We start from the raw sequence: 22,413 nt of genomic DNA on the forward strand, positions 1-22,413 counted from the left end.
ATCCGCCGTATCGAGCCCTTCGTGGCCGAGATCGATGGGCAACCCGTGGGCTATGCCGATCTACAGGTGAACGGCTACATCGACCACTTCTTCGTGGCGGCGGCGCACGCACGGCAAGGTGTGGGGCAGCGCCTGATGAATCACATTTTTAATCTGGCCGCGCAGCGTCGCCAGCCGCGCGTGCAGGCCCACGTGAGTTTGTGCGCCGAAGCCTTCTTTGCCCGCAACGGGTTTGCGGTGATGGCACGCCAGACCGTCATGGTGCGCGGTGTGCCGCTGGCCAATGCATTGATGATCCGGATGCAGTTCTGATTTGCGCTTTCATTACATTGAACGCGTGCAAAGCTTTGCGTCGCGCTGATGTTGTGACCGCGTCTTACAGTGATTAAAGATCGCTGAGTATCTGTCGTTAGCTTGGTTGAAGTCGGTGCAGCCCGCGGCACCCCACAAAAGCATTCTCCCCAAGCAATCGACCGCAGATATGAAGACGCTCTCCATCAAAGCCCGGCTGGCGCTGGTGCTGTTTGTTCTGGCTGTATTCCTGGCGGGCGTCGGTGCGCTCGGTTTGTACGGCAATCTGCGCTCCAATGCAGCGCTCAAGGAAACCTATGGCAATCAGCTCGCATCGGCGCGGGCGGTGAGCCAGGCCATTGCGCGAGTGGGGCAGGCACGCACCGCACTCGATCGTGCCATCTATGAAACGGACGACGCCAAGATTGCACCGCTGGTGAGCGCCGCCCAGGATCGCTACAAGGAAGGCTTGGCAGCCTGGAAGGCCTACAACGATCTGCCGTTCGCCACGGCTGAAGAAGAGCGCACCGCCGGCGAGGCGAAGGTTGCGCTCGAGGCGTTCATGAAGCAAGGCATGGAGCCGACGTTCGAGGCCTTCAAGCGTCATGACCTGGAAGCCGCCAAGCCGCTGGTGCTGGACAAGCTCTTTGAACTCTCCACACCGTACCTGACCAAGCTGGAACGCCTCGATGCCATCCAGACCGAGGTCTCGGCTGCGGCGTACAAGGATGCGCAGTCCTTCTTCACCCAGTTGGTGTGGGAATTCCTGATCGTGATCGGGCTGGGTGTGGCGCTGGCAATCGGCTGCTATGTCGTGCTCTCGCGAGCCATCTCGCGCCCGCTGGAAGAGATGCTGGTGCACTTCCGCGAGATTGCCGCCGGCAATTTGACGACCGAGGTGCGCATTCACTCGCGTGACGAGATGGGCGTGCTGATGGAAGGTCTGCAGCAGATGCAGGGCAAGCTGAAGGAGACCGTGGTCACGGTGCGCCGTGGCAGCGAGTCGATTGCTTCGGCCACGCAGCAGATTGCCGCCGGCAACACCAACCTGTCGCAACGTACGGAAGAGCAGGCCAGCTCGCTGGAAGAAACCGCTTCCAGCATGGAAGAGCTAACCAGCATCGTGAAGCAGAACGCCGACAACGCCCGTCAGGCCAGCGCGTTGGCGGTGAGTGCGTCCGAGATCGCTGTGCAGGGCGGTGCCGTGGTACAGGACGTGGTGGCAACGATGGGCGAGATCAGCGAATCGTCGCGCAAGATCACCGACATCATCGCGGTGATTGAAGGCATCGCGTTCCAGACCAACATCCTGGCGTTGAACGCTGCAGTGGAAGCTGCGCGTGCGGGTGAACAAGGCCGCGGCTTTGCCGTGGTGGCTGGTGAAGTTCGCACGCTGGCACAGCGCAGTGCGGGTGCTGCCAAGGAAATCAAATCGCTGATCGAGGATTCCGCCACGCGTGTGGATTCGGGTTCGAACCTGGTGGCACGTGCTGGCAAGACGATGGAAGAGATCGTCGTGGCTGTGAAGCGCGTGACCGACATCATGGGTGAGATCAGTGCGGGCTCGGCCGAGCAGAGCAGTGGCATTGAGCAGATCAACGAAGCCGTCACGCAGATGGACGACGTGACGCAGCAGAACGCTGCATTGGTCGAGCAAGCTGCCGCTGCCGCACAGGCTCTGGAAGAGCAGGCTGACGAGCTGCGCCGTGCGGTGGCGGTGTTCCGCGTGGCGATGTAACACACCATTTCCCGATGGTTTGCCCCGGCAGCAATCTGGCTGCTGCGGCGCTACACTGCGGGGTCGACCTTCGGGTCGGCCCCGCTTTTTTTATGCGGTGCACTCATAACGATTATTCGGAGGTGTCATGCGTTTCCAGTGTCGTCGTGTTTCTGTTCGTGCCCTTGTGTCTGCCGCCGTACTGGCATGCAGCGCCGGGGCGATCGCCCAGACCATCCCCGCCAGCAAGCCTGCGCCCACCACGCTCACGCCCGAGCAGCAGCGCTATCACGACATCTACAAAGAGCTGGTCGAGATCAACACGACGCATTCGGTGGGTGACACCACCAAGGCCGCACGTGCCATGGAAAAGCGCCTGGTCGACGCGGGCTTTGCTGCTTCTGACATGCAAGTGATCGAGCCCTTCCCGAAGAAGGGCAACCTGGTGCTGCGCTACAAGGGCACCGGTGCGAAGCAGCCGATTCTGCTGCTGGCCCATATCGACGTGGTGGAAGCCAAGCGTGAGGATTGGAAGACCGATCCGTTCAAGCTGCAGGAGACCGATGGCTACTTCACTGCGCGCGGTTCGATTGACGACAAGGCGATGGCGTCTGCGTTTGTCTCTGTGCTGGGGCAGCTCAAGCAGGAGGGCTTCAAGCCCTCGCGCGACATCATCCTCGCGCTGACCACCGACGAAGAACGTGGCGATGTGCCGAGCAACGGCGCGTACTGGATCGTCAATAACAAGCCCGAGCTGGTGAAGGCCGAATTCGGCATCAACGAAGGCGGCGGTGGCGAGTTGCGCGGCGGCAAACCGGTGCTCCACCGCATTCAGGTGGCAGAAAAGATGTACACCACCTACGAACTGGAGGTGCGTGACGTGGGCGGCCACAGCTCGGTGCCGACCAAGACGAATCCGGTGTACGCGCTGTCGGCGGCGCTGGACCGGCTGGGGGTGTATCAGTTTCCCGTCAAGCTGGCGGACGTGACGCAGACTTACTTCGCGCGCAGCGCGCCGTTGGCCACGGGGCAGCTGGCGGACGACATGCGCTCGGTCGGTACGGGCAAGCCGGATCAGGCGGCGATTGATCGCTTGTCGGCCATCCCGTTCTACAACGCGCAGTTGCGCACCACGTGTGTTGCCACCATGGTCAACGCCGGGCATGCCGAGAATGCGCTGCCGCAGTCGGCCAAGGCAACCGTCAATTGCCGCATCCTGCCGCATGATGATCCGGCCGACATTGATCGTCAGCTCAAACAGGTGATCGGTAACGACAAGATTGCCGTGCGCTACATCAACAAGCCGCTCGCGAGCCCGGCGTCGCCGCTCAACGGCGATCTGGTGAAGACGGTCGATACGCTTACGCAGCAGATGTGGAATGTGCCGGTCATCCCGGCGATGAGCACGGGCGCTACCGATAGCCGCTTCATGCGCAATGCTGGTATTCCGATGTATGGCGTGTCGGGTTTGTTCACTGAGCCGGCTGACCTGCGTACGCACGGTCTGGATGAGCGTATTGAGATCGCGCGGTTGTATGACGGGCGGGAGTTCCTGTATCGCCTGGTTAAGCAACTGGCTGAGTAAATGCGGGTGCCGCGTCTGCGTTTTGTGGGCGCGGATTGGGGCTTACTGGCGGTGGTGGTGCGCAGCGGTTTCGTCCCCTGCCGGGGCCGACTCACTTTCTTTGTCTTGCCAAAGAAAGTAAGCAAAGAAAGGCGCGCCCGATGCGGCGACCCACTCCTTGAATTTATGTCGCAAGGAGGGGAAGGGGAAAACTCGCTTCGCTCAGACAGTTCCCCTTCCTTTTTCCTCCTTGCAACAGAAATTCAAGGCGCCGCATAGGGCAGGGCACGGCCAAACCGTCTGGGCACGCGTGTTTGCGGTATGGCCGTCAGTGCGTTGCTTAGATGAAGCCGCCGTCCGTCTTGAGTGTGCGGCCGGTGACCCAGCGTGCGTCGTCTGAGGCGAGGAAGGCGATGGCGTCTGCAATGTCCTCGGGCTCGGCCAGGCGGCCCAGCGGGGTCGATTCGCGCATGCGGTCTTTCACTTCGTCGGGAATTGGCGCGGTCATGTCGGTGCGTGTGAGCGCCGGTGCCACCGCGTTGACGGTGATGTTGCGCGGCCCCAGCTCGACGGCAAAGGCATGCGTGAGTCCGTCGACAGCCGCCTTGCTTGCGGCATACACCGCCAGCCCCGCCCGCGGTCGATACACCAGGCTCGACGACACGTTCACGATGTGCCCACCGCGTGCCGGCACGTGTGGAAGCACCGCCTGGGTGACAAGGATGACCGAGAAGGCGTTGGTGCGGAACTGCGCATCGAACGACGCCTGATCGATCTCGCCCACCGGCTGGCCCTCCAGGATGCCTGCATTGTTGATGAGGATGTCGATGGCGCCAAAGGCTTCGCGCACTGTGGTGACCATCGTGTTGACGGAGGCTGCATCGGCTACATCGGCCTGTACTGCGATGGCTTCTGCGCCCGTCTTGCGGATGGACTCGACTACCGCATTGGCTTCGTTGCTGTTGCTGCGATAGACCACGGCCACGCGTGCGCCATCGGCGGACAGTCGACGTGCAACGGCTGCGCCGATACCGCGCGAACCGCCGGTGACGATGGCCGTGCGGCCGGCCAGGCGCGGTGCGGAGGGGGATTGAGTTTGCGACATGGTGTTCTCCTGAAAGAGGGCAATGTTTCGGGAGAACAGATTACGAAGCTGCCGACCCGCGCGCAGCCAGCGTGGCGGCGACGCGGCGTTCCAGCGTTGGAACGACCGGGTGGCGTGAGTCAGCCTTGCTGGCGCTTGCGGTACTCCGCCACTTTGTGCCGGTTGCCGCAGACCGCCATGCTGCACCAGCGGCGCTTGTGCGACTTGGTGCGGTCGTAGAACCACAGCGTGCATTCCGGATGTTCGCACATGCGCACGAGCTGGAAGTCGCCTTCCGCCAGCAGGTGGGCGGCGGCTTCGGCCAGCGGGGCGAGGCGCTGTTCGACGGAATCGGTTGGGCGCAGACGGTCTACCCGTGGGATGTCGCCATCCCATACCAGCACAGGGTGGCTGGGTGCCTGTCGCAGGAAGACGTTGAGCGCATCCGCGCTGGCAGGCTGACCGGCCTTGCGCGCCTCCACCAGCGTACGGATCACCTCACGCAGATGCCGCGCCACGGCAAGCAGCACGCCGGGCGGGTAGCCGCCGGCCAGTGGTTCCGTCAACCAGCCGGCACGCACAAGCCAGTCAGAGACATCCTCATCGGTTTGCCAGAAGTCGTGCCGCTGCCCATCGACGTTGGCGACGGTGTTGAGCATGTCGAGCACCGGGTGGTCGGCGATCAGCATGGGTGAGTCAGGCGATGCGGCGGCGGGCTGGGGCATAGAATGAGCTTCGGCTTCAATGTCGCGATTGTAACCGTATATGTAAATTATTCCAGTTACATCGTGGAATGGGCCTCCGCGACCGGAATCGCGCACAAAGGCAGCCGCATTACCATGTCTCCATCCAAGACCCTTGCTGGAGAAGATCATGAGCGCATGGCCTGATGCCCGCGTGCTGGCGTTGTTCAAAATCGATGTGCCGATCGTGCTTGGACCGATGGCTGGCGTGGGGGGCGCCGAGCTGGCGATTGCCGTGTCGCGCGCGGGAGGGCTCGGTTCAATCGCCTGCGCGATGCTGAGCGCAGACCAGATCCGTCAGCAGGTCGAGCAGTTTCGTGCGGCCGTGCGCGGCCCGATCAACCTGAATTTCTTTTGCCACACGCCGCCGCAGCCTGACCCGGAGCGTGAGGCCAAGTGGCGTGCGCATCTGGCGCCGTACTACGCGGAGTTCGGCATCGACCTGAACACGCAGGCGCCGGCCGTGAACCGTGCACCGTTTGACGAAGCGACCTGTGCGCTGGTTGAAGAGATCCAGCCCGAAGTCGTGAGTTTCCACTTCGGCCTGCCGGCGCCCGAACTGCAGGCGCGCGTGAAGGCCACCGGCGCGAAGGTCATGGCTGCCGCCACGACGGTGGAAGAAGCACGCTGGCTGGAAGCCCGCGGTGTGGACGCCATTATCGCCATGGGCAACGAGGCCGGTGGGCACCGCGGCATGTTTCTCACGACGGCCATCGAATCGCAGGTTGGCACGTTTGCGCTGGTGCCACAGGTGGTTGATGCGGTGCGCGTGCCGGTGATCGCGGCGGGCGGCATTGGCGATGCGCGGGGCGTGGTGGCGGCGTTTGCCCTGGGGGCGTCGGCGGCACAGATCGGCACGGCTTACATGCTCTCGCCCGAGGCGAAGACGTCGGCCATCCATCGCGCCGCACTCAAGCGAGCGACGGATGCGGATACTGCACTCACCAACCTGTTCACTGGTCGCCCGGCGCGCGGCATCGTTAACCGGTTGATGCGTGAGATTGGTCCGATGAGTGCGTTTGCGCCGGCCTTCCCGACGGCCGGTGGCTCGTTGGCACCGCTGCGCGCCAAAACCGAGCCGACCGGCTCGGGCGACTTCATCAACCTGTGGTCGGGCCAGGGCGCTCAACTGGCCACGGAAGACTCCGCCGAGGTCATCACACGCCGCATCGCCACCCAGGCGCTTGCGCGGCTCACCTGAGTTTTCCTGCTGCAGGATTTCCCGTGCGGGCACGCCACATGGCGTGCCCGTTTTGTTTTGCATCACAGATCGGAATGCGACCAATGGGAAAATTTCATGTAACTTGAAAAATATAATTTCAATGGTTACATTGGCTTCGGTGCTGTTCCTCAAAATCTCACCAGGAGCCCTGTCATGAACGCCCCAGTCCACCCGGCCGCTCTCGTTGCTGATGCCTATGCCCCCACCGCCGTCCGCCATCGCACGGCAGACGTTGCGGGTGTGCACGTGTTCTATCGCGAGGCCGGCCCGGCCGATGCGCCCACCGTGCTGTTGTTGCACGGCTTCCCGAGTGCCTCGCACATGTTCCGAGACCTGATTCCGCAATTGGCCGAGCGCTATCACGTGGTTGCACCGGATCTGCCGGGCTTTGGTTTGACGCAGGTGCCGGAGGGTTTCCGCTATACCTTCGACAACCTTGCGCACGTGGTGGATGGCTTCACGCAAGCGATCGGCCTGTCGCGCTATGCGATCTACGTGTTCGACTACGGTGCGCCGACTGGCTGGCGCCTGGCGATGGCACATCCGGAACGCATCACGGCCATCGTCACGCAAAACGGCAACGGCTACGAAGAAGGCCTGGGTGAGGGCCCATGGGCGCCAATCAAGGCCTACTGGGCCAATCCGGACGAAGCGCATCGCCGGGAGCTGCACGCGCTGGTCTCCGATGAGATGACGCAATGGCAATACCTGAACGGCGTGCCCGATCCGACGCGCGTAGCACCGGATGGCTATCTGCTGGATCAGTACTTCCTGGGCCGCGCGGGCCAGCTCGACATCCAGATGGACTTGTTCCTGGACTACGCAAGTAACGTGGCGTTGTATCCAGCGCTGCACGCGTACTTCCGCATGCACCGTCCACCGCTGCTGGCCGTGTGGGGCCGCAATGACACCATCTTCATTCCGCCCGGCGCGGAGGCGTTCAAGCGCGATCTGCCGGATGCGGAAGTGCACTTTGTCGACAGCGGGCACTTTGCGCTGGAGACGCACCACGAGGAAGTCGGTGCGCGCATGCTCGACTTCCTCGGCAGGGTGGTGAGGTAAGTGGCCGGCCTCAGTTGATCGGTTGCATGGTGGCTTCCTTGGCAAAGCGCTCCCGCAGGAATGCCACCAGCGCCTTCACCGAAGGCGGCACACCCGCGCGCGATGGGTACAGCGCATGCAGGTCGGCCGGCTCAGGCGTCCAGCTCGGCAGCACAGTCTGCAAGCGGCCATCAACAAGCGCCTCATAGCAGCAGTGCTGAGGCAAGATGGCAAGGCCCAGTCCGGCGATGGCCGCTTCGCGCAACGTGATGATGTTGTCGGCGGCAAAGCGCGGCCGGATGGGCAGTGCCAGCCGATGGCCGCGCGTATCCTGCAGAACCCAGTCACGGCTGCGCGCAAGCGTGCCCTGACCAAGGCACGGCAGGTTGTCGAGATCCGCTGGCGTGCTTGGCGCTTCCACGCGGGCAAGCAACGTGGGACTGCCCACCAGCACACGCGGCGAGACCGCCAGATGGCGTGCCACCACGTCGCGCGACGGCAGTGGCCCGGTGGCCGCGCGAATGGCAACGTCGATGCGTTGTTCGATCAGGTCGACATAGGTGTTGGAGAGGTCCAGTTCGATGCGCAGCTTCGGGTGGGCATCGGCAAACTCGGCCAGCCAGCCGGCGAGCAAGGTCTCGGCCAGCAGCGGCGACGTGCCCACGCGCAACACCCCCGCAGGCTCGCTGCGCGCTGCACCCGCCAGTGCCTCGATGGCAGCAGATGCATCAGCCATGTCGCGTGCATGTCGATACACCGCATCGCCCACCGGCGTGACCGATACGCGATGGCTGGAACGCTGCAACAGGCGCGTGCCGAGCTGCGTTTCCAGTTCGGCAATGCGCCGGCTCAGGCGTGACTTGGGGATGCCCGTGGCGCGCTCGGCGGCGGAAAAGCCACCGGCCTCCACCACGCGCGTGAAAAGGTACAGGTCGTCGAAGCGCTTCATGTGGGTGCAGTGTTGCAGTCGAACTGCATTGAAGCATAGGAAAGCGATTGCGACCGGCCTGTCACCGGAGTGCGGGCGCATTGCCTGCGCTGTCGGTGCCATCCACACCGTCATGGGGCTGAAGACGCGATCTTGCGCCCACACCTGGAGAGCATGCCAGCGGTTTCATGGAACGCTTCCAGACACGTCCCCCTGCGCTGAGCGGCAAGAAGACGACGAGGTTCGACAGCCGACCTCGTCGCCGCCTGGTCGTCACACGTCGAACCGGACGCCCTGCGCCAGCGGCAGCGCGCCGCTGTAGTTGATGGTGTTGGTGGCGCGGCGCATGTAGCCCTTCCACGCGTCCGAGCCGGACTCACGGCCGCCGCCGGTTTCCTTCTCGCCGCCAAACGCGCCGCCGATCTCGGCGCCCGAAGTGCCGATGTTGACGTTGGCAATGCCGCAGTCGCTGCCTGCCGACGACATGAAGCGCTCGGCATCGGTCAGGCTGCCCGTGAAGATGGCCGACGACAGGCCTTGCGGCACACCGTTCTGGATCGCGATGGCCTCGTCGGTGTCGCCGTCGTACACCACCACGTACAGGATGGGCGCGAAGGTCTCGCTTTGCATCACGTCGGTCGGCTTGGGCATTTTGACCAGCGCGGGGCGCACGTACCAGGCATCGGCACCGAGTTCTTCACGCACGCGTTCGCCGCCGAGCACTGTGCCACCTTCGGTGCGTGCCTGTGCCAGTGCCTGTTGCATGCCATCGAAAGCGGCCTGGTCGATCAGCGGGCCAACCAGCGTGCCGTCGGCCAGCGGGTCGCCAATGGCAATGCTCTGGTAGATCTTTTCCAGGCGTGCCAGCAGCGTGTCGGCCACCGAGCGGTGCACGATCAGGCGGCGCAATGAGGTGCAGCGCTGGCCTGCCGTGCCCACGGCGGCAAAGGTGATCGCGCGGGCCGCCAGTTCCAGATCGGCCGAGGGCGTGACGATCATCGCGTTGTTGCCGCCCAACTCCAGAATCGAACGACCAAAGCGCTCCGCCACCTTCACGCCAACTTGACGGCCCATTCGGGTCGAGCCCGTGGCGCTGACCACCGGCACAAGGTGGCTGGCCACCAGCGCCTCGCCCACGTCGCGCCCGCCGATCAGCAACTGGCTCAGCCCTGCAGGAATGGCACCCGGCTTCTCCTGATTGAACGCATCCACCACCTGTTGCATCAGGTGCTGGCACGCAATGGCGGTCAGCGGTGTCTTCTCTGACGGTTTCCAGACGATGGCATTGCCGCACACCAGGGCGAGCGCCGCGTTCCACGACCACACCGCCACCGGGAAGTTGAACGCCGAGATGATGCCCACCACGCCCATCGGGTGCCAGGTCTCCATCATGCGGTGCCCGGGCCGCTCGCTGGCGATGGTCAGGCCGTGCAGTTGCCGCGACAGGCCGACCGCGAAATCGCAGATGTCGATCATCTCCTGCACTTCGCCCAGGCCTTCGGAGGCGATCTTGCCTGCCTCCAGTGATACGAGTTCGCCCAGGGCTGCCTTGTGCGTGCGAAGCGCCTCGCCCAGGCGGCGCACCAGCTCACCGCGCACCGGAGCGGGTACGGCACGCCACGTCAGATACGCCGTGTGTGCGCTCTGGATGGCGGTCTGCGCCTGCTCGGCGGTGTGCGACTTGACGCCGGCCAATACGGAACCGTCACGTGGGGCGCGGCTCGTCCAGTCCGTGCCTTCGTAGGCCTTCAAGTCCAGGCCCAGGGCGTTCAGTACTGTTTGCAATCGTGTGCGGGAATCTGCCATACATCCATCCTTACTGTTCTTTCGTGTTCAACTGATCAGTGTGCGCTTGCCGGGTGATCAACGCTCGACCACGCGGTTCCAGCGCTTGCTCCACTCTGGGCGCTCAGCGTTGATGACGTCCCAGTCCAAGGCCACGGCGGTCTTGAGAATGCCGTTCATCTTGTTTTGCTCTTCCGCAGCCTTGCCCTTGAGCGGTGCCTTCGGATTGACTGGGTTGTAGGAACCGTTTTCCATGGCGAGGGCCTGCGCCTCGGGGCTGATCAGGTAGTCCGCCAGCTTCTGTGCGAGATCGGCATCCGGGTTGTTGGCCAGCACGCACTGCGCAGTCAGCAGAACGACGGCGCCTTCCTTGGGCGCGACGAACTCCATCGGAATGCCCTTGGACTTCATCAGCTCAACCTGCGTGAGCGTGTAGGGGAACAGCGCCGCATCGCCTGCCTGCATCATCTCCACCACTTTCGACGAGTTGGGGATGTACTCGATCACGTTCGGGCCGATGGTGGTGGGCCATGCCTTGAATGCCGGGTCGACGTTCTTTTCCGTGCCGCCCTTGAGCCGGTTGAACATCAGGAAAGCGTCCAGCCCAAACGACGATGCCGGCATGGACTGCACGACCACCTTGCCCTTGTATTTCGGGTCAGCCAGGTCGCCCCACGAGGTGGGCGGGGTCCAGCCCTTGTCGGCAAAGATCTTGGTGCTGTAGGCGAGACCCGTCAGGCCCATCGATAGGCCCACTGCGTAATCGCCCTTGAGGTGGGCAATGGCGGGCACGGCTGACAGGTTGGCCGAGGGCTTGAGCTTCTCGCACAGCCCCATGCCGATCGCGCGGAACATGACGCCGTCATCCAGCGTCATCACGTGCATCTGCGCTTTGCCCTTGGTGGCCTGGGCCTTGGCGAGGATGTCGGTCGAGGTGCCGGGCACGACGACCACCTTGACGTTGTTGGCCTTCTCGAACGGCGGGAACACGAACTGCGTGTAGGTGCGCTCCATGTTGCCGCCATTCATGCCGATGTACAGCGTCTTGGTTTCGGCATGGGCAGCGCCGGCGGCGAGCAGGGCAGCACCGGCCGCCGCGGCAATGATGGACGTGATTGACGTGTGTGCGTGTTTCACAAGCATGGTGGTCTCCAGGGGCATCAAGTGCTTCAACTTCATCAAGCGGCGGGTGGCAGAAAACGGTGGATGGAAAAGGGCTCGATCGGCGTGGTGGTGTGGCCTTCGGCAATCAACTCGGCCATGACATCGCCCACACCGGGGCCGAGCTGGAAGCCGGCACCGGCAAAGCCAAAGGCATGGAACAGACCAGGGCGACGGGCGCTGGCGCCGATCACGGGTTGGTCATCCGGTAGGTTGCCTTCCGTGCCACTCCAGGTGCGGATGATGTGCGCGTCCTTGAGCTGTGGCAGCAGCGCGGCCAGTTGCGGCAACTGGCGCAGGATCGCCACGTGCGATGACCGTGCGCGTTGATCGTCCAGCAGGTAGCCGCGCCCGCCACCGAACACCACGTTGCCGCGCCGCACCTGGCGGCAGTAGATGCCACCGCCTTCCACGCCGAGGCTCCACGGTAGGAAGAAGGGCAAGGGCTCGGTCACGCCCATCGTGGGCGGGATGGTGAACATGGGTACCGGCTCGCCCCACTGCGCAGCAAACTGTGCTGCCCAGGCGCCGGCACAGTTGACCAGAACGGGGGCCTTGATCTCCAGGTCCTGATCATGCTGCCGCGCGTGTACGACGAAGCGTGTGCCGTTGTGCTCGACCGACAGCACCGGCGCATGCTCGCGCACATCGGCGCCGGCAGCCTGCGCGGCGCGGGCAAACGCGGGAGACAGCAGGCGCGGATTGGCCTGCCCGTCCTCCGGGCACAGCGAGCCGCCGACAATCTGATCGCCCCCCATCGGGAAGTATTTTTGCAGCGCGGCGCGGCCCTCGATCAACTGCAGGCCCAGGCCGAAACCCGCGCTGCGCTCAGCATAGCCGGCCAGCGATTCCATATCAGCGACGCAGCGGGCGATCTTGAAGTGCCCGCTGCGCTCGTACTCCGCCTCGGTGCCGATCAGCTCGGTGAGACGCCCCCAGATCTGGTGTGAGCGCTGCGCGAGCGGCAACTGCTCGACGGCGCGGCCCTGGCGCCGCACGCCGCCGAAGTTGACGCCGCTGGAGCGCGAGCCGCACAGGTCACGCTCCAGCAGTGCGACCGTCAGCCCACGCTGGCGCAGGAACAGGGCAGTGGCGCTGCCCATGATGCCGCCACCGATGATGGCTACGTCGCATGCCAGTTGCTCATGCATGCTCGTCCTCCCCGGCGGTGACATCCAGCGGTAGCGGTTTGATTGGCGCCTGACCGCGCAGGCGGCCCACCTGTGCCAGCGGTACGGAGCGTACGTGCGCCAGAATCTCTGCTGCCGCAGCACCACACATACGGCCTTGGCAACGGCCCATGCCCACGCGGCATAGCGCCTTGAGGCGGTTCAGTTCGTGTGCTCCACACTCGGTGGCCGTCTGGCGCAGCGTGCCAGCGGTGACGTTCTCGCAGCGGCATACGACCAGATCGTCGCTGGCGTGCGCAGCCCACGCGTCTGGAAACGGAAACGCCGTTTCCAGCGCGTGGCGGAATCGCTCGATTTTCTGCAGGTGCGCACGCAGGCGGCGTACGCGGTCGGTATCGATCGAGATCTGTCGATCCTGCAGTAGCGCGAGCGCCGCCAGCTCGCCTGAGGACTCGGCGGCATCGGCGCCCATGATGCCGGCGCCATCGCCCGCCAGGTACACGCCCGTCACCGAGCTGCGCCGCATCGCATCGATGCGGGGCACATGACAGCGGTGCAGCGTGGAGAACTCGAACGCGCAGCCCAGCAGATCAGCCAGTTGGGTTTCGGGGCGCAAGGCGTAACCCATGCCCACGGCGGAACACGCGGTGCGCTGTTCGCGGCCGGCGCTGTCTTGCCACACCAAATGTTCAACCGCCGCATCGCCCTCGGCACGCAGCAACCGCACCCCGTGGCGCATGGGAATGCCGTGCAGCTTGAGCCAGGCGACCAGCGCCATGCCCTTGGCCATGACGGCAGGCTGGCCCAGCATGGCCGGCGCGGCCTTGTAGCGCGCGGCAGCCGGTGCCGTGTCGAGCACCGCCACCACGTTCGCCCCTGCCTTGGCGTATTGGCTGGCCACCAGGTACAGCAGGGGGCCGGTGCCGGCAAACACCACGGCATCGCCAATCGCGCAGCCTTGATACTTGAGCGCGACCTGTGCGCCGCCCAGCGTGTAGACCCCCGGCAGCGTCCAACCCGGGATGGGCAGTACGCGATCGGTGGCGCCGGTGGCCACGATCACGTCGCGCCAGGCGAGGCTGCTGATGCCGCGCGTGGGTACGTGCAGCAGGTCGAGCAGATCGGGCTGTGCATTCCACACCAAGGTCTGCGGGCGATAGTCGATCTGCGTGCGGAGTCGGTCGAAGGTTGCATGCACGGCCTGCGCCCGCGCGGCCTCGGTGCCGTACAGCTCCGCAGCAGAGCGGCCAAAGCCATCGGGTTGGCGACGGTAGATCTGGCCGCCCGCGCGTGGCGCTTCGTCCAGCACGATGGGTTTGAGGCCGTGCGCCAGCAAGGTTTCGGCCGCGCGCAAGCCTGCGGGCCCGGCACCGATGATGACGGGCGGCAAATCGTGCTGGCTCTGACGCTGCAACGTGGGCGCAACGGGCACAGTCATCGTCACCATTGCACAGTTCCCTCGCTGGCGGCCAACTGCGTGCAGATATGCATGCCCGGCTCGATCATGGTCTGGCAGGCGCGCAGTGATCGGCCATCGGCCAGGCGCACCCAGCAGTCCTGGCAGGCGCCCATCAGACAGAAGCCGGCACGCGGTTGCTGGCTGAATTCGTTGATGCGCAATTGGCGTGTTTGCGTGAGCACCGCCGTCAGTACGGTGTCGCCGGCCAGTGCTTCAGCGGGCTGACCATCCAGCACGAAAGCCACCGTGGGGCGGTTGCGTTCCTTGAGGCGCTGGAGTTGCGCAACTGCTATCGGTCTTGCAGGAGCATTCATTGCGGTCTCTGTCTCAATGCTTGCCGATCAGGATGCGGTCCAGGCCGTAGACCCTATCCAGCAGCAACATCAGCGCCAGCGTGAGGAAGACGATCAGCGCCGAGACGGCGGCCATCATCGGGTCGAGCGATTCGGTGGCGTACATGTACATGCGGACCGGCAGCGTGACGGTGGCGGGCGACACCACAAAGATGGACATCGTCAGTTCATCAAAGCTGTTGATGAACGCCAGCAGCCACCCACCGGTGATGCCCGGCAGGATCATCGGCAGCGTCATGCGGCGGAACACCGTAAAGCCGCTGGCGCCCAGTGAGTAGGCCGCATGTTCCACCGAGTGATCGAAGCCCACGAGCGCGGCCATCACCAGCCGCATTGTGTAAGGCGTGACGATGAGTGCGTGCGCGAAGATCAGCCAGCCGAAGCTGCCTTGCCCGCCCACCAGCGAAAACATCCGCAGCAGCGCCACGCCCAGCACGAGGTGCGGAATGATCAGCGGCGACAAAAACAACCCCTGCAGAAACTGCAGCCCCGGCGCCCGCGAGCGGACGATGGCCATGGCCGCCGGCACCGCCAACGCAGTGGAGAGGGTGGCAGCCGCCACACCCAGCCACAGGCTGTTCCAGAACGACTGCACAAAATCTGGGTGATGCAGCACCTGGTCAAACCAGCGCAGCGAGACATGGCTGGTCGGCAGCGTGAGCGTTTCTTCCGGGGTGAAGGCGACGATGCACACGATCACCAGCGGTGCCAGCATGAAGGTGATGACGAGCGCGTTGAAAGCGAGCGCGAGGGGTCCGTTCTTTTGCATGTGCGCCCCCTCAGCCCAGCGTCTTCTTGTAGCGGCTTTCGATCATGCGGTTCCACCCCAGCATGATGATCAGATTGGCTGCCAGCAGAATCAGCGCAATGGCCGCACCCAGCGGCCAGTTGAGCTCGTTCAGGTACTCGTCATAGATGAGCGTGGCCACCATCTTCACGCGGCGCCCACCCAGCAGCCCCGGAATGGCGAACGAACTGGCCGACAGACCAAACACGATCAGGCTGCCCGAGAGAATGCCCGGCATGACCTGAGGCAGCACCACACGGCGCAAGGTGGTGAAGTGCGATGCGGACAGCGAGAGCGCGGCGTTCTCCACCCACGGGTCGAGCTTCTGCAGCGACGTCCACACGGGGATCACCATGAAGGGCAACATCACGTGCACCAGCGCAATCACGATGGCTGTCTCGTTGTACAGCAGCTTGACCGGGCCGATACCGATAGCCTTGAGCAAGCTGTTGATCAGTCCTTCAGGGCCGAGCAGCATGCTCCAGCCGAACGCACGAACTACTACCGAAATCAGCAGCGGCGCCAGGATGACGAGCAGAAAGATCGAGCGCCAGGGTTTGCCCATCCGGCTCAGGATGTAGGCCTCTGGCGCGCCGACCAGAATGCACACCACCGTCACCAGTGCGGAGATGCGCAGCGTGCGCCAGAAGATTTCGTAGTAGTACGGGTCCTGCACCACGTGCAGGTAATGCGCAAACGTGAAGGTGCCCGCGATAGGCCCCTTATCGGCATCAAAGGCGTTGAAGGACAGCACTGCGCTCAACGCCAGCGGTACCAACAGCATCACGGTGAACAGCGCCAGCGCAGGGCCCGTCATGCTCCATGGCACCCAGTTGAATCGACGGGTCATACTGCGACCTCCGCGCCAATCACGCGAACATAGCGGTCCTGCCAATCCACGCCCACGGTCTGGCCGACATCGCACGGCGCATCGCCATCGTTGACGGCCGACACCAGCAACGCACCCAGCGGCGTGTCGACGGTGTACATCCACTGATTGCCGAGGAAGAAGCGTTCGGTCACGCGGCCTTCGCATCGGCCGGTGCCGTCGGCGGTACAGGTCATCTTTTCGGGACGCAGCGCCAGCACGACCGAGTTGCCCGAGTTGCCGGTGAGGGTGCCCGGCGGCAGCGCCACCTGTACCGCCCCCACGGTGGCGTGCATCTCACCATTGTTGCCCGATACCACCGAGGCATGCAGCAGATTGGCCTTGCCGACAAAGGTGGAGATGAACGCATTGCGCGGATGCTCATATACCGTGAGCGGTGTATCCACTTGCGTGATGCGTCCGGCCTCCATGACGACCACGCGGTCGCTGATCGACATGGCCTCGGCCTGATCGTGCGTGACCATGATGGTGGTCGTACCCACCTTGCGCTGGATTTCGCGCAGCTCGAACTGCATCTCTTCACGCAGCTTGGCGTCCAGGTTGGACAACGGCTCATCCAGCAGCAGTACCGGCGGCTTGATGACCAGCGCCCGTGCCAGGGCAACACGCTGGCGCTGGCCGCCGGAGAGCTCGCGCGGGTAGCGGTCGACGTGCTTGTCCAGATGCACCAGCGCCAGCGTCTGCATGGCGCGCTCGCGGCGTTCGGCCGGCGGGCACTTGCGCATCTCCAGGCCGAATTCCACGTTCTCGCGCACCGTCATGTGCGGGAACAGCGCGTAGGTCTGGAACACGATCCCCAGGCCACGTGCGTTGGCCTTGGCACGGGTGATGTTCTTGCCGTCCAGCTCGATCGTGCCGGCAGACACCTCTGCAAAGCCCGCAATCATCTGCAGGGTCGTGGTCTTGCCGCAGCCGGAAGGGCCGAGCAGCGAGACGAACTCGCCCTTGTGCACCTCCAGGTTGAAGTCTTGAACCACACGGAGGTCGCCGTACTGCTTTGAGACATGGTTGAGGCGCAGAAAACTCATCGGTCATCCTTTGCGACGGGGCCTTAGTTCTGGGTCCTAAGCGCCGCACTTCTCTGTCTGAAGAATATGGATATGCTATTGCAATGCACATGCCAGGGCGTTGAATTTTCCTAGGTGTATACGCTGTAAACGGAATATTTCTCTGATTTATTCCATTTAACGGAATACAATCGATCCACCAAATTCGCTCCATTCCAGCTTCATGGCTTCTGATTTCGAAGACGACGCGCATCAGCGCAGCGCCATGCACCGCACCTTCCAGATCCTGCGCACCATGGCGGAGCAGCAGCACCAAGGTGTGCGTGTCACCTACCTGGCCAAGACGCTGGGCATGACCCCTGCCACGACGCACCGTCTGCTGCAGGGCCTGACGCAGGAAGGCATGGTCGAGCAGGATCAACAGAACAAGCTGTACCGGCTGAGCCTGGATCTGTTCTGCCTGGCGGCCCAGGCAGGCACGGTGAACGATCTGCGCACAGTGGCCAGGCCGGCCCTGCTGCGCCTGAATGCCAGCCTGGGCGACACGGTGCTGCTGCTGGTGCGTTCGGGTTTCGACGCGGTGTGCCTTGACCGCGTAGAAGGCCAGTACCCGATCCGCACCTTCACGGGCGATGTGGGCGGCCGCGTGGAACTGGGCGTGGGCCAGGGCGCGATGGTGATCCTCGCGCACCTGCCGGAAGCCGAGCAGGAAGAGGTGCTGCGCTACAACCTGCCGCGCATCCGGCACTACAGCGTGTACGACGAGGTCTACCTGCGCTCTGAAGTCAGAAAGGCCCGCGAACGCGGCTACAGCGCCAAGACCGACGGGTTGCTCGAGGGCATGGCCGGTATTGCGGTGCCAGTGTTCGATCGCAACGGCAACGTGGTTGCCGCGCTGTCGGTCGGCACGCTGGTCAACCGCCTGAGCGCCGAACGTCTGCCTATCGTGGTTGACATGCTGCTGCGCGAAGCCAACCGGCTGACCACGCAGATCAACCCGTTTGATCCGACGCTGCGTCGGCCCATGCATTCCATGGCGGTGAGCGACGCGTATCGTGCGATCTGAGGGGCAATCTGATTCGGCTCACTGAGTGGGTTCTGCGGCAAGCACCCGGCCCGGATTCAGCAAGCACTGCGGGTCCAGCGCCTGCTTGATGGTGCGCATCAGTTGCAGGGCCACAGGCGTCTTGTAGTGCGGAAGCTTGTCGCGCTTGAGCGCACCAATGCCGTGCTCTGCCGAGATCGAGCCGCCAAACCGGTGAACGGCCTGATAGACCGCATCGCTGATCGCCGCCTCATGCGCCGTGATGAACGCGGCCGCATCTGCACCAGCCGGCGCCTGCATGTTGTAGTGCAGGTTCCCATCGCCCAGGTGCCCGAAGTTGATCAGCCGCACGCCCGGCGCCAGTGTCTGGAGCTGCGCATCGGTCTGCGCCACGAACTCGGGAATGCGTGAGATCGGCACAGACACATCGTGCTTGATGTTGAGGCCCTCGGCCGCCTGCGCCAGCGTGATGCTCTCGCGGATGTGCCACAGATCATGCGCCTGGCGGATGTTCTCGGCGATGATGGCGTCGGTCACGATGTCGTCTTCCATCGCTGTTTGCAGCAGGTGTTCAAACCGCGCTCTGGCGTGTGCTTCGGATTCGCTGTCGGACGCTTCCAGCAAGACGCACCACATCGTCTCGCGCCACATCGGCACGCGTAGATGGGGGTAGTGCGCGTCAACGAGCTTGAGCGCTCCCTGGTTCATCACTTCAAAGCCCGTGAGTGCGGAAGACAGATGCCGGTGCGACAAGGCCAGCAACGCCGTGGCCGCCTCCAGCGAGGGCACGGCTGCCCACGCTGTCAGCTGCGCTGCGGGTTGCGGATACAGCCGCAGCGTGGCCGCCGTGATGATGCCCAGCGTGCCTTCGCTGCCGATGAACAGGTTGCGCAGGTCATAGCCGGTGTTGTCCTTGCGCAGGCCCTGCAGGCCTTCCCAGACTTGCCCGTCAGCCAGCACCACTTCCAGCCCCAGGCATAGCTCGCGCGCGTTGCCGTAGCGCGCCACCTGTGTGCCGCCCGCGTTGGTCGCCAGGTTGCCGCCGATAGTGCAACTGCCCTCTGCACCCAGGCTCAGCGGAAACAGCAACCCCGCCTCGTGCACCGCCTCCTGCAGAGACTGGAGCACGCAGCCCGCTTCCACCGTGACCGTCATGTTGGCGAGGTCGATGGCGCGTACGGCCTGCATGCGGCGCAGGCTCAGGATGATCTGCTCGCCGTCGGCATTGGGCACCGAGCCTTCGACGAGGCCGGTGTTGCCACCCTGCGGCACGATCGAGACGCCGGCCTGGGCGCATGCACGCATCACCTTGGCCACTTCTGCGGTACAGGCGGGTCGTACTACGCAGTACGCCTTGCCACGCACACGCTGGCGCCAATCGGTTTCGAATTCGATGCACGCATCGCCGGTCAGAACATGGGCGGCCCCCACGATGTCGCGCAAGGCAGGGATCAGGTTGTCGGGTGTCATGGCAACGGCGATGAGGGTTGTCAGTCGAGGGGGCTGTCAGCGCAGGAGTTCAGTCACGGCCGCAGCGAGCCGCTGCACGGCTTGCTCGATCTGCGGCACCTCGGGCGCGGCGAAGGACAGGCGCATGGTGTGGTGCGGTGCGCTGTCGGGGTAGAACGCCTTGCCGGGTACATACAGCACTTGCTGGGTGACAGCGGCATCAAACAGCGCCTGTGGGGCGATCGACTGTGCAAACGTGGCCCAGACGAACATGCCGCCCGCTGGCGGCGCGCAATGCACGCAGCCGTTCAAGCTGGAAGCGATGCCTTGCACCAGGGCCTGCATGCGCCGCTGATATTCGATGCGGGCACGCTGTACCGTGGCCGGGTAGCGTCCGCTTTCCAGGTAGCGGGCGGCCACCATCTGCGCCAGTGGCGATGTACATAGGTCCACCGTCTGCTTGGCGACGGCGCAACGGCGCAGCAGGCTGCTGTCGGCCAGCATCCAGCCTACCCGTAGTGCCGGGGCAACGGTTTTGGACAGGCTGGAGAGATACACCACCGGGTTCACGCCGCCATCTTCCAATCGGTCGCCTATGGTGCGCAGCGTGGGCGGCATCGGTGGCGTGCTGCCATCCGGCGCGTCAGCGGTGTCGAATTGCAGCTCGCCGTACGGATCGTCTTCTACCACCCAGAAGCCATGGGTGCAGGCCAGTTGCACCAGGGCCTCACGGCGCTCGGCGGCTAGCAGCGTGCCCCGAGGGTTGGAGAAGTTCGGTACGGTGTAGAGCAGCTTCGGACGCTGCTCCGCGGGCAGCTGGCGTAGCAACGCGGCCAGTGCGTCGACTTGCAGGCCGTGCTCGTCCATCGGCACGGGCACGATGTGCGCTTGCGCCAGGCGCAAGGCTTGCAGCGTGGCTGGATAGGCAGGCACCTCCACCAGAACCGTATCCCCTGGTTCGATCAGCACGCGTACCAGCAGGTCGAATGCTTGCTGTGAGCCTGTGGTCACCATCATCTGTTCAGCGTCGGACTGAATGCCGCGTTCGCGCATCAGGGCAGCCAGCGCGGTGCGGAGGATAGGCAACCCTTCCGTTGCGCCGTACTGCAGCGTTTGCGCATCGCCCGTCATGGCCCGGGCGGCGGCGTGTGCCAGCCCTTCGGCATCGAACAGGCTGGGCGACGGATAGCCGCCGGCCAGCGAGATCATCCCCGGCTGACTGAGGTAGGGGAACAGCTCGCGGATGGGCGAGCCCGCAGGTTGCGCAAACGGGGCGGCAAAGGCCGGCATGTCGATCATGCTGCGGCATCCACGACGGGCATGCCGCGCAGCGCGGCGCGCAACTGGTCGACCGAGCGTTGCTGTGCCGCTTCGTATAACGCGATTTCGTCATGCACGTGTGCACCCAGCGCGGCTTCAAACGCCTGCTGTGCGGCATGGGCCTGATACTGCTTCTGCTCTTCGCCGCCCAGGTTGGACTGGAAGATGCCCGCCGCGCTCACCGGCAGGAAGTCTTCATACGTGATGGGATCGGCTTGCGCCCAGCCTTTGGCCAGCAGCACATCCAACGACGCTTCGGCGTCGATCTGCGCTGCCTTGCCCGATGCCGTCAGGCTGTAGCGGTAGTAGGCCAGGCCTTGGGCGCGCAGTGCCTCATGGGTGTCCGGAAAGGCGCGGAACGCCAGTGCCAGTCGACTCTCGTAATCCGGCGCGGCGCTGCCGGCATTGCCCATGTCACGCACCTCGGCCAGCAGCTGGTCGTACAGCGCACGACCCTTGCGCGTCAGGGCGACGCCGCGCTGCTCGATCTCGCCAAAGCGCGCCGTATGCGCACCGGTATCATCAGTAAAGCGCACGGTTTCCTGCAACGCCTTGAAGCTGGTCTGGCGCAGCAGGATGGGGCAATCGCGTCGCGGCGGACCCTCCACCACATCCTTGGCGTCCATGCCACGCGCCGGCATGGCGGCCTGCGCGGCGTCGATGTCGAGCGTACGTGGCGTCAGGTGGTTGATGTGCGGCCCCCGGAAGCAAACCACGTCGGCCACCAGGCGGTGAGCCGCCTGCAGGGCGCGGTAGGTTTCGGCGTCGACGGTTGCGGTGCTGTGCCAGCGGAAGGTCTCCAGCGCCTCGCGCACGAAGGCATCGGCATCTGCGTCGCAGAGGCCTCCATCGGTCTCGCACTGCGCGATCAATTCCAGCACGCGCGGCGTGAAGATCTGGCGGCGTGCCAGGATGGCTGCCGCCTTCTCGCGCAAGGCCGGATCGGCAATCAGCTCAAGCCGCAGCAACGACGTGAACACGCGGAACGGATTGGCCGCCAGTGCAGCATCGGCCACCGGGCGAAACGCCGTGGAGTGCACAGGAACACCCGCCACCGACAAGTCGTAGTAGCCCACTGGCTCCATGCCCATGACGGCAAACAGCCGTCGCAGCGTCGCCAGCTCGGCCGCTGTGCCAACGCGGATGGCGCCGTGGCGCTCCACATCCAGTCGCTCCAGCTCACCCGCATGCGTCATCTGCGCGCGCAACGTGGGTTGGGCGTCCAGCGTGCGCGTGTTGATGTCGGCTACCAAGTCGATCAGGGCGCCGTATTGCGGCACTTCCTGACGGTACATGCTGGACATGGCGCGCGAAAAGCGCGTGCGGATGTCGTCTGCGCAGACGAAGGAGTCGACCGTGGGTTGATGCGATTTGCTCATGAATGGGCAGGGTTGGCGTGGACTGGAACGATGCTAAGGCGGACGCCAGGACCCGGTCA

The 22,413-nt window shown here is 64.3% G+C and carries 20 protein-coding genes; 6 read left to right on the forward strand and 14 right to left on the reverse strand.

The window, feature by feature from the left end; translation table 11 throughout:
* From JHD73_RS02125 to JHD73_RS02135, 3 genes are all read left to right on the forward strand, one after another.
* Positions 1-312: GNAT family N-acetyltransferase (locus JHD73_RS02125; RefSeq protein WP_199027247.1), on the forward strand; the 312-nt coding region annotated here is incomplete at its 5' end.
* A gap of 169 nt (positions 313-481) precedes the next feature.
* Entirely contained in the window at positions 482-2,029 is a 1,548-nt protein-coding gene (locus tag JHD73_RS02130; protein WP_199027249.1) for a methyl-accepting chemotaxis protein, read from the forward strand.
* A gap of 127 nt (positions 2,030-2,156) precedes the next feature.
* Positions 2,157-3,593 (forward strand): M20/M25/M40 family metallo-hydrolase, encoded by a 1,437-nt coding sequence (locus JHD73_RS02135; protein WP_199027252.1) that lies wholly within the window; start codon positions 2,157-2,159, stop codon positions 3,591-3,593.
* 319 nt (positions 3,594-3,912) lie between these two features.
* Here the strand turns inward: JHD73_RS02135 and JHD73_RS02140 are convergent, their stop codons facing one another.
* Positions 3,913-4,677, reverse strand: coding sequence for an SDR family NAD(P)-dependent oxidoreductase (locus JHD73_RS02140; RefSeq protein ID WP_199027253.1), 765 nt, complete (start codon positions 4,675-4,677; stop codon positions 3,913-3,915).
* 119 nt (positions 4,678-4,796) lie between these two features.
* Positions 4,797-5,381: an ABATE domain-containing protein gene (locus JHD73_RS02145; protein WP_199027262.1), complete on the reverse strand. Its 585-nt coding sequence runs from the start codon at positions 5,379-5,381 to the stop codon at positions 4,797-4,799.
* Positions 5,382-5,529: 148 nt separating this feature from the next.
* Between JHD73_RS02145 and JHD73_RS02150 the strand changes: the two genes are divergently transcribed.
* Together JHD73_RS02150 and JHD73_RS02155 are read left to right on the forward strand one after the other, a co-directional pair.
* Complete coding sequence (locus JHD73_RS02150; protein WP_199027264.1) at positions 5,530-6,600, forward strand: nitronate monooxygenase family protein; 1,071 nt, start codon at positions 5,530-5,532, stop codon at positions 6,598-6,600.
* 174 nt (positions 6,601-6,774) lie between these two features.
* The gene (locus JHD73_RS02155; RefSeq protein WP_199027266.1) at positions 6,775-7,683 is read left to right on the forward strand and encodes an alpha/beta fold hydrolase; all 909 of its coding nucleotides are present in this window, start codon (positions 6,775-6,777) and stop codon (positions 7,681-7,683) included.
* 10 nt (positions 7,684-7,693) lie between these two features.
* Here the strand turns inward: JHD73_RS02155 and JHD73_RS02160 are convergent, their stop codons facing one another.
* The 9 genes from JHD73_RS02160 to JHD73_RS02200 form a co-directional block, all read right to left on the reverse strand.
* A complete protein-coding gene (locus tag JHD73_RS02160; RefSeq protein WP_199027268.1) occupies positions 7,694-8,611 on the reverse strand; it encodes a LysR family transcriptional regulator in 918 nt (305 codons plus the stop codon).
* 252 nt (positions 8,612-8,863) lie between these two features.
* Entirely contained in the window at positions 8,864-10,396 is a 1,533-nt protein-coding gene (locus JHD73_RS02165) for an aldehyde dehydrogenase family protein (RefSeq protein ID WP_199027270.1), read from the reverse strand.
* A gap of 57 nt (positions 10,397-10,453) precedes the next feature.
* Entirely contained in the window at positions 10,454-11,518 is a 1,065-nt protein-coding gene (locus tag JHD73_RS02170; RefSeq protein ID WP_104656479.1) for an ABC transporter substrate-binding protein, read from the reverse strand.
* Between the two features lie 35 nt (positions 11,519-11,553).
* Positions 11,554-12,687, reverse strand: coding sequence for an FAD-binding oxidoreductase (locus JHD73_RS02175; RefSeq protein ID WP_199027272.1), 1,134 nt, complete (start codon positions 12,685-12,687; stop codon positions 11,554-11,556).
* A complete protein-coding gene (locus JHD73_RS02180; RefSeq protein ID WP_199027366.1) occupies positions 12,680-14,104 on the reverse strand; it encodes an NAD(P)/FAD-dependent oxidoreductase in 1,425 nt (474 codons plus the stop codon). Before JHD73_RS02180 ends, JHD73_RS02175 begins: the two co-directional genes overlap by 8 nt.
* Before the next feature lie 2 nt (positions 14,105-14,106).
* Positions 14,107-14,439: a (2Fe-2S)-binding protein gene (locus JHD73_RS02185; RefSeq protein ID WP_199027274.1), complete on the reverse strand. Its 333-nt coding sequence runs from the start codon at positions 14,437-14,439 to the stop codon at positions 14,107-14,109.
* A gap of 13 nt (positions 14,440-14,452) precedes the next feature.
* Entirely contained in the window at positions 14,453-15,247 is a 795-nt protein-coding gene (locus tag JHD73_RS02190; RefSeq protein WP_199027276.1) for an ABC transporter permease, read from the reverse strand.
* A gap of 10 nt (positions 15,248-15,257) precedes the next feature.
* Entirely contained in the window at positions 15,258-16,115 is an 858-nt protein-coding gene (locus JHD73_RS02195) for an ABC transporter permease (protein WP_199027278.1), read from the reverse strand.
* A complete protein-coding gene (locus JHD73_RS02200; protein ID WP_199027279.1) occupies positions 16,112-17,182 on the reverse strand; it encodes an ABC transporter ATP-binding protein in 1,071 nt (356 codons plus the stop codon). The genes JHD73_RS02195 and JHD73_RS02200 overlap by 4 nt, the downstream gene beginning before the upstream one ends.
* 202 nt (positions 17,183-17,384) lie before the next feature.
* Between JHD73_RS02200 and JHD73_RS02205 the strand changes: the two genes are divergently transcribed.
* Entirely contained in the window at positions 17,385-18,227 is an 843-nt protein-coding gene (locus tag JHD73_RS02205; RefSeq protein ID WP_199027281.1) for an IclR family transcriptional regulator, read from the forward strand.
* 18 nt (positions 18,228-18,245) lie between these two features.
* Here the strand turns inward: JHD73_RS02205 and JHD73_RS02210 are convergent, their stop codons facing one another.
* The 3 genes from JHD73_RS02210 to JHD73_RS02220 are packed head-to-tail and all read right to left on the reverse strand — an operon-like array spanning position 18,246 to position 22,354.
* Positions 18,246-19,676 (reverse strand): FAD-binding oxidoreductase, encoded by a 1,431-nt coding sequence (locus tag JHD73_RS02210; protein WP_199027283.1) that lies wholly within the window; start codon positions 19,674-19,676, stop codon positions 18,246-18,248.
* Between the two features lie 36 nt (positions 19,677-19,712).
* Positions 19,713-20,945: a PLP-dependent aminotransferase family protein gene (locus JHD73_RS02215; RefSeq protein ID WP_199027368.1), complete on the reverse strand. Its 1,233-nt coding sequence runs from the start codon at positions 20,943-20,945 to the stop codon at positions 19,713-19,715.
* Positions 20,946-20,950: 5 nt separating this feature from the next.
* Positions 20,951-22,354 (reverse strand): VOC family protein, encoded by a 1,404-nt coding sequence (locus tag JHD73_RS02220; RefSeq protein WP_199027286.1) that lies wholly within the window; start codon positions 22,352-22,354, stop codon positions 20,951-20,953.
* Between the last annotated feature and the right edge of the window lie 59 nt (positions 22,355-22,413).

It is taken from the genome of Ralstonia sp. ASV6, assembly GCF_016429285.1.
Taxonomy (GTDB): Bacteria; Pseudomonadota; Gammaproteobacteria; order Burkholderiales; family Burkholderiaceae; genus Ralstonia; species Ralstonia flaminis.

Excerpts from the sequence above, each read along its gene's own strand:
- JHD73_RS02130 (WP_199027249.1), top strand. The coding sequence starts at position 482 with ATGAAGACGCTCTCCATCAAAGCCCGGCTGGCGCTGGTGCTGTTTGTT.
- JHD73_RS02135 (WP_199027252.1), top strand. The coding sequence starts at position 2,157 with ATGCGTTTCCAGTGTCGTCGTGTTTCTGTTCGTGCCCTTGTGTCTGCC.
- JHD73_RS02140 (WP_199027253.1), bottom strand. The coding sequence starts at position 4,677 with ATGTCGCAAACTCAATCCCCCTCCGCACCGCGCCTGGCCGGCCGCACG.
- JHD73_RS02145 (WP_199027262.1), bottom strand. The coding sequence starts at position 5,381 with ATGCCCCAGCCCGCCGCCGCATCGCCTGACTCACCCATGCTGATCGCC.
- JHD73_RS02150 (WP_199027264.1), top strand. The coding sequence starts at position 5,530 with ATGAGCGCATGGCCTGATGCCCGCGTGCTGGCGTTGTTCAAAATCGAT.
- JHD73_RS02155 (WP_199027266.1), top strand. The coding sequence starts at position 6,775 with ATGAACGCCCCAGTCCACCCGGCCGCTCTCGTTGCTGATGCCTATGCC.
- JHD73_RS02160 (WP_199027268.1), bottom strand. The coding sequence starts at position 8,611 with ATGAAGCGCTTCGACGACCTGTACCTTTTCACGCGCGTGGTGGAGGCC.
- JHD73_RS02165 (WP_199027270.1), bottom strand. The coding sequence starts at position 10,396 with ATGGCAGATTCCCGCACACGATTGCAAACAGTACTGAACGCCCTGGGC.
- JHD73_RS02170 (WP_104656479.1), bottom strand. The coding sequence starts at position 11,518 with ATGCTTGTGAAACACGCACACACGTCAATCACGTCCATCATTGCCGCG.
- JHD73_RS02175 (WP_199027272.1), bottom strand. The coding sequence starts at position 12,687 with ATGCATGAGCAACTGGCATGCGACGTAGCCATCATCGGTGGCGGCATC.
- JHD73_RS02180 (WP_199027366.1), bottom strand. The coding sequence starts at position 14,104 with ATGACTGTGCCCGTTGCGCCCACGTTGCAGCGTCAGAGCCAGCACGAT.
- JHD73_RS02185 (WP_199027274.1), bottom strand. The coding sequence starts at position 14,439 with ATGAATGCTCCTGCAAGACCGATAGCAGTTGCGCAACTCCAGCGCCTC.
- JHD73_RS02190 (WP_199027276.1), bottom strand. The coding sequence starts at position 15,247 with ATGCAAAAGAACGGACCCCTCGCGCTCGCTTTCAACGCGCTCGTCATC.
- JHD73_RS02195 (WP_199027278.1), bottom strand. The coding sequence starts at position 16,115 with ATGACCCGTCGATTCAACTGGGTGCCATGGAGCATGACGGGCCCTGCG.
- JHD73_RS02200 (WP_199027279.1), bottom strand. The coding sequence starts at position 17,182 with ATGAGTTTTCTGCGCCTCAACCATGTCTCAAAGCAGTACGGCGACCTC.
- JHD73_RS02205 (WP_199027281.1), top strand. The coding sequence starts at position 17,385 with ATGGCTTCTGATTTCGAAGACGACGCGCATCAGCGCAGCGCCATGCAC.
- JHD73_RS02210 (WP_199027283.1), bottom strand. The coding sequence starts at position 19,676 with ATGACACCCGACAACCTGATCCCTGCCTTGCGCGACATCGTGGGGGCC.
- JHD73_RS02215 (WP_199027368.1), bottom strand. The coding sequence starts at position 20,945 with ATGCCGGCCTTTGCCGCCCCGTTTGCGCAACCTGCGGGCTCGCCCATC.
- JHD73_RS02220 (WP_199027286.1), bottom strand. The coding sequence starts at position 22,354 with ATGAGCAAATCGCATCAACCCACGGTCGACTCCTTCGTCTGCGCAGAC.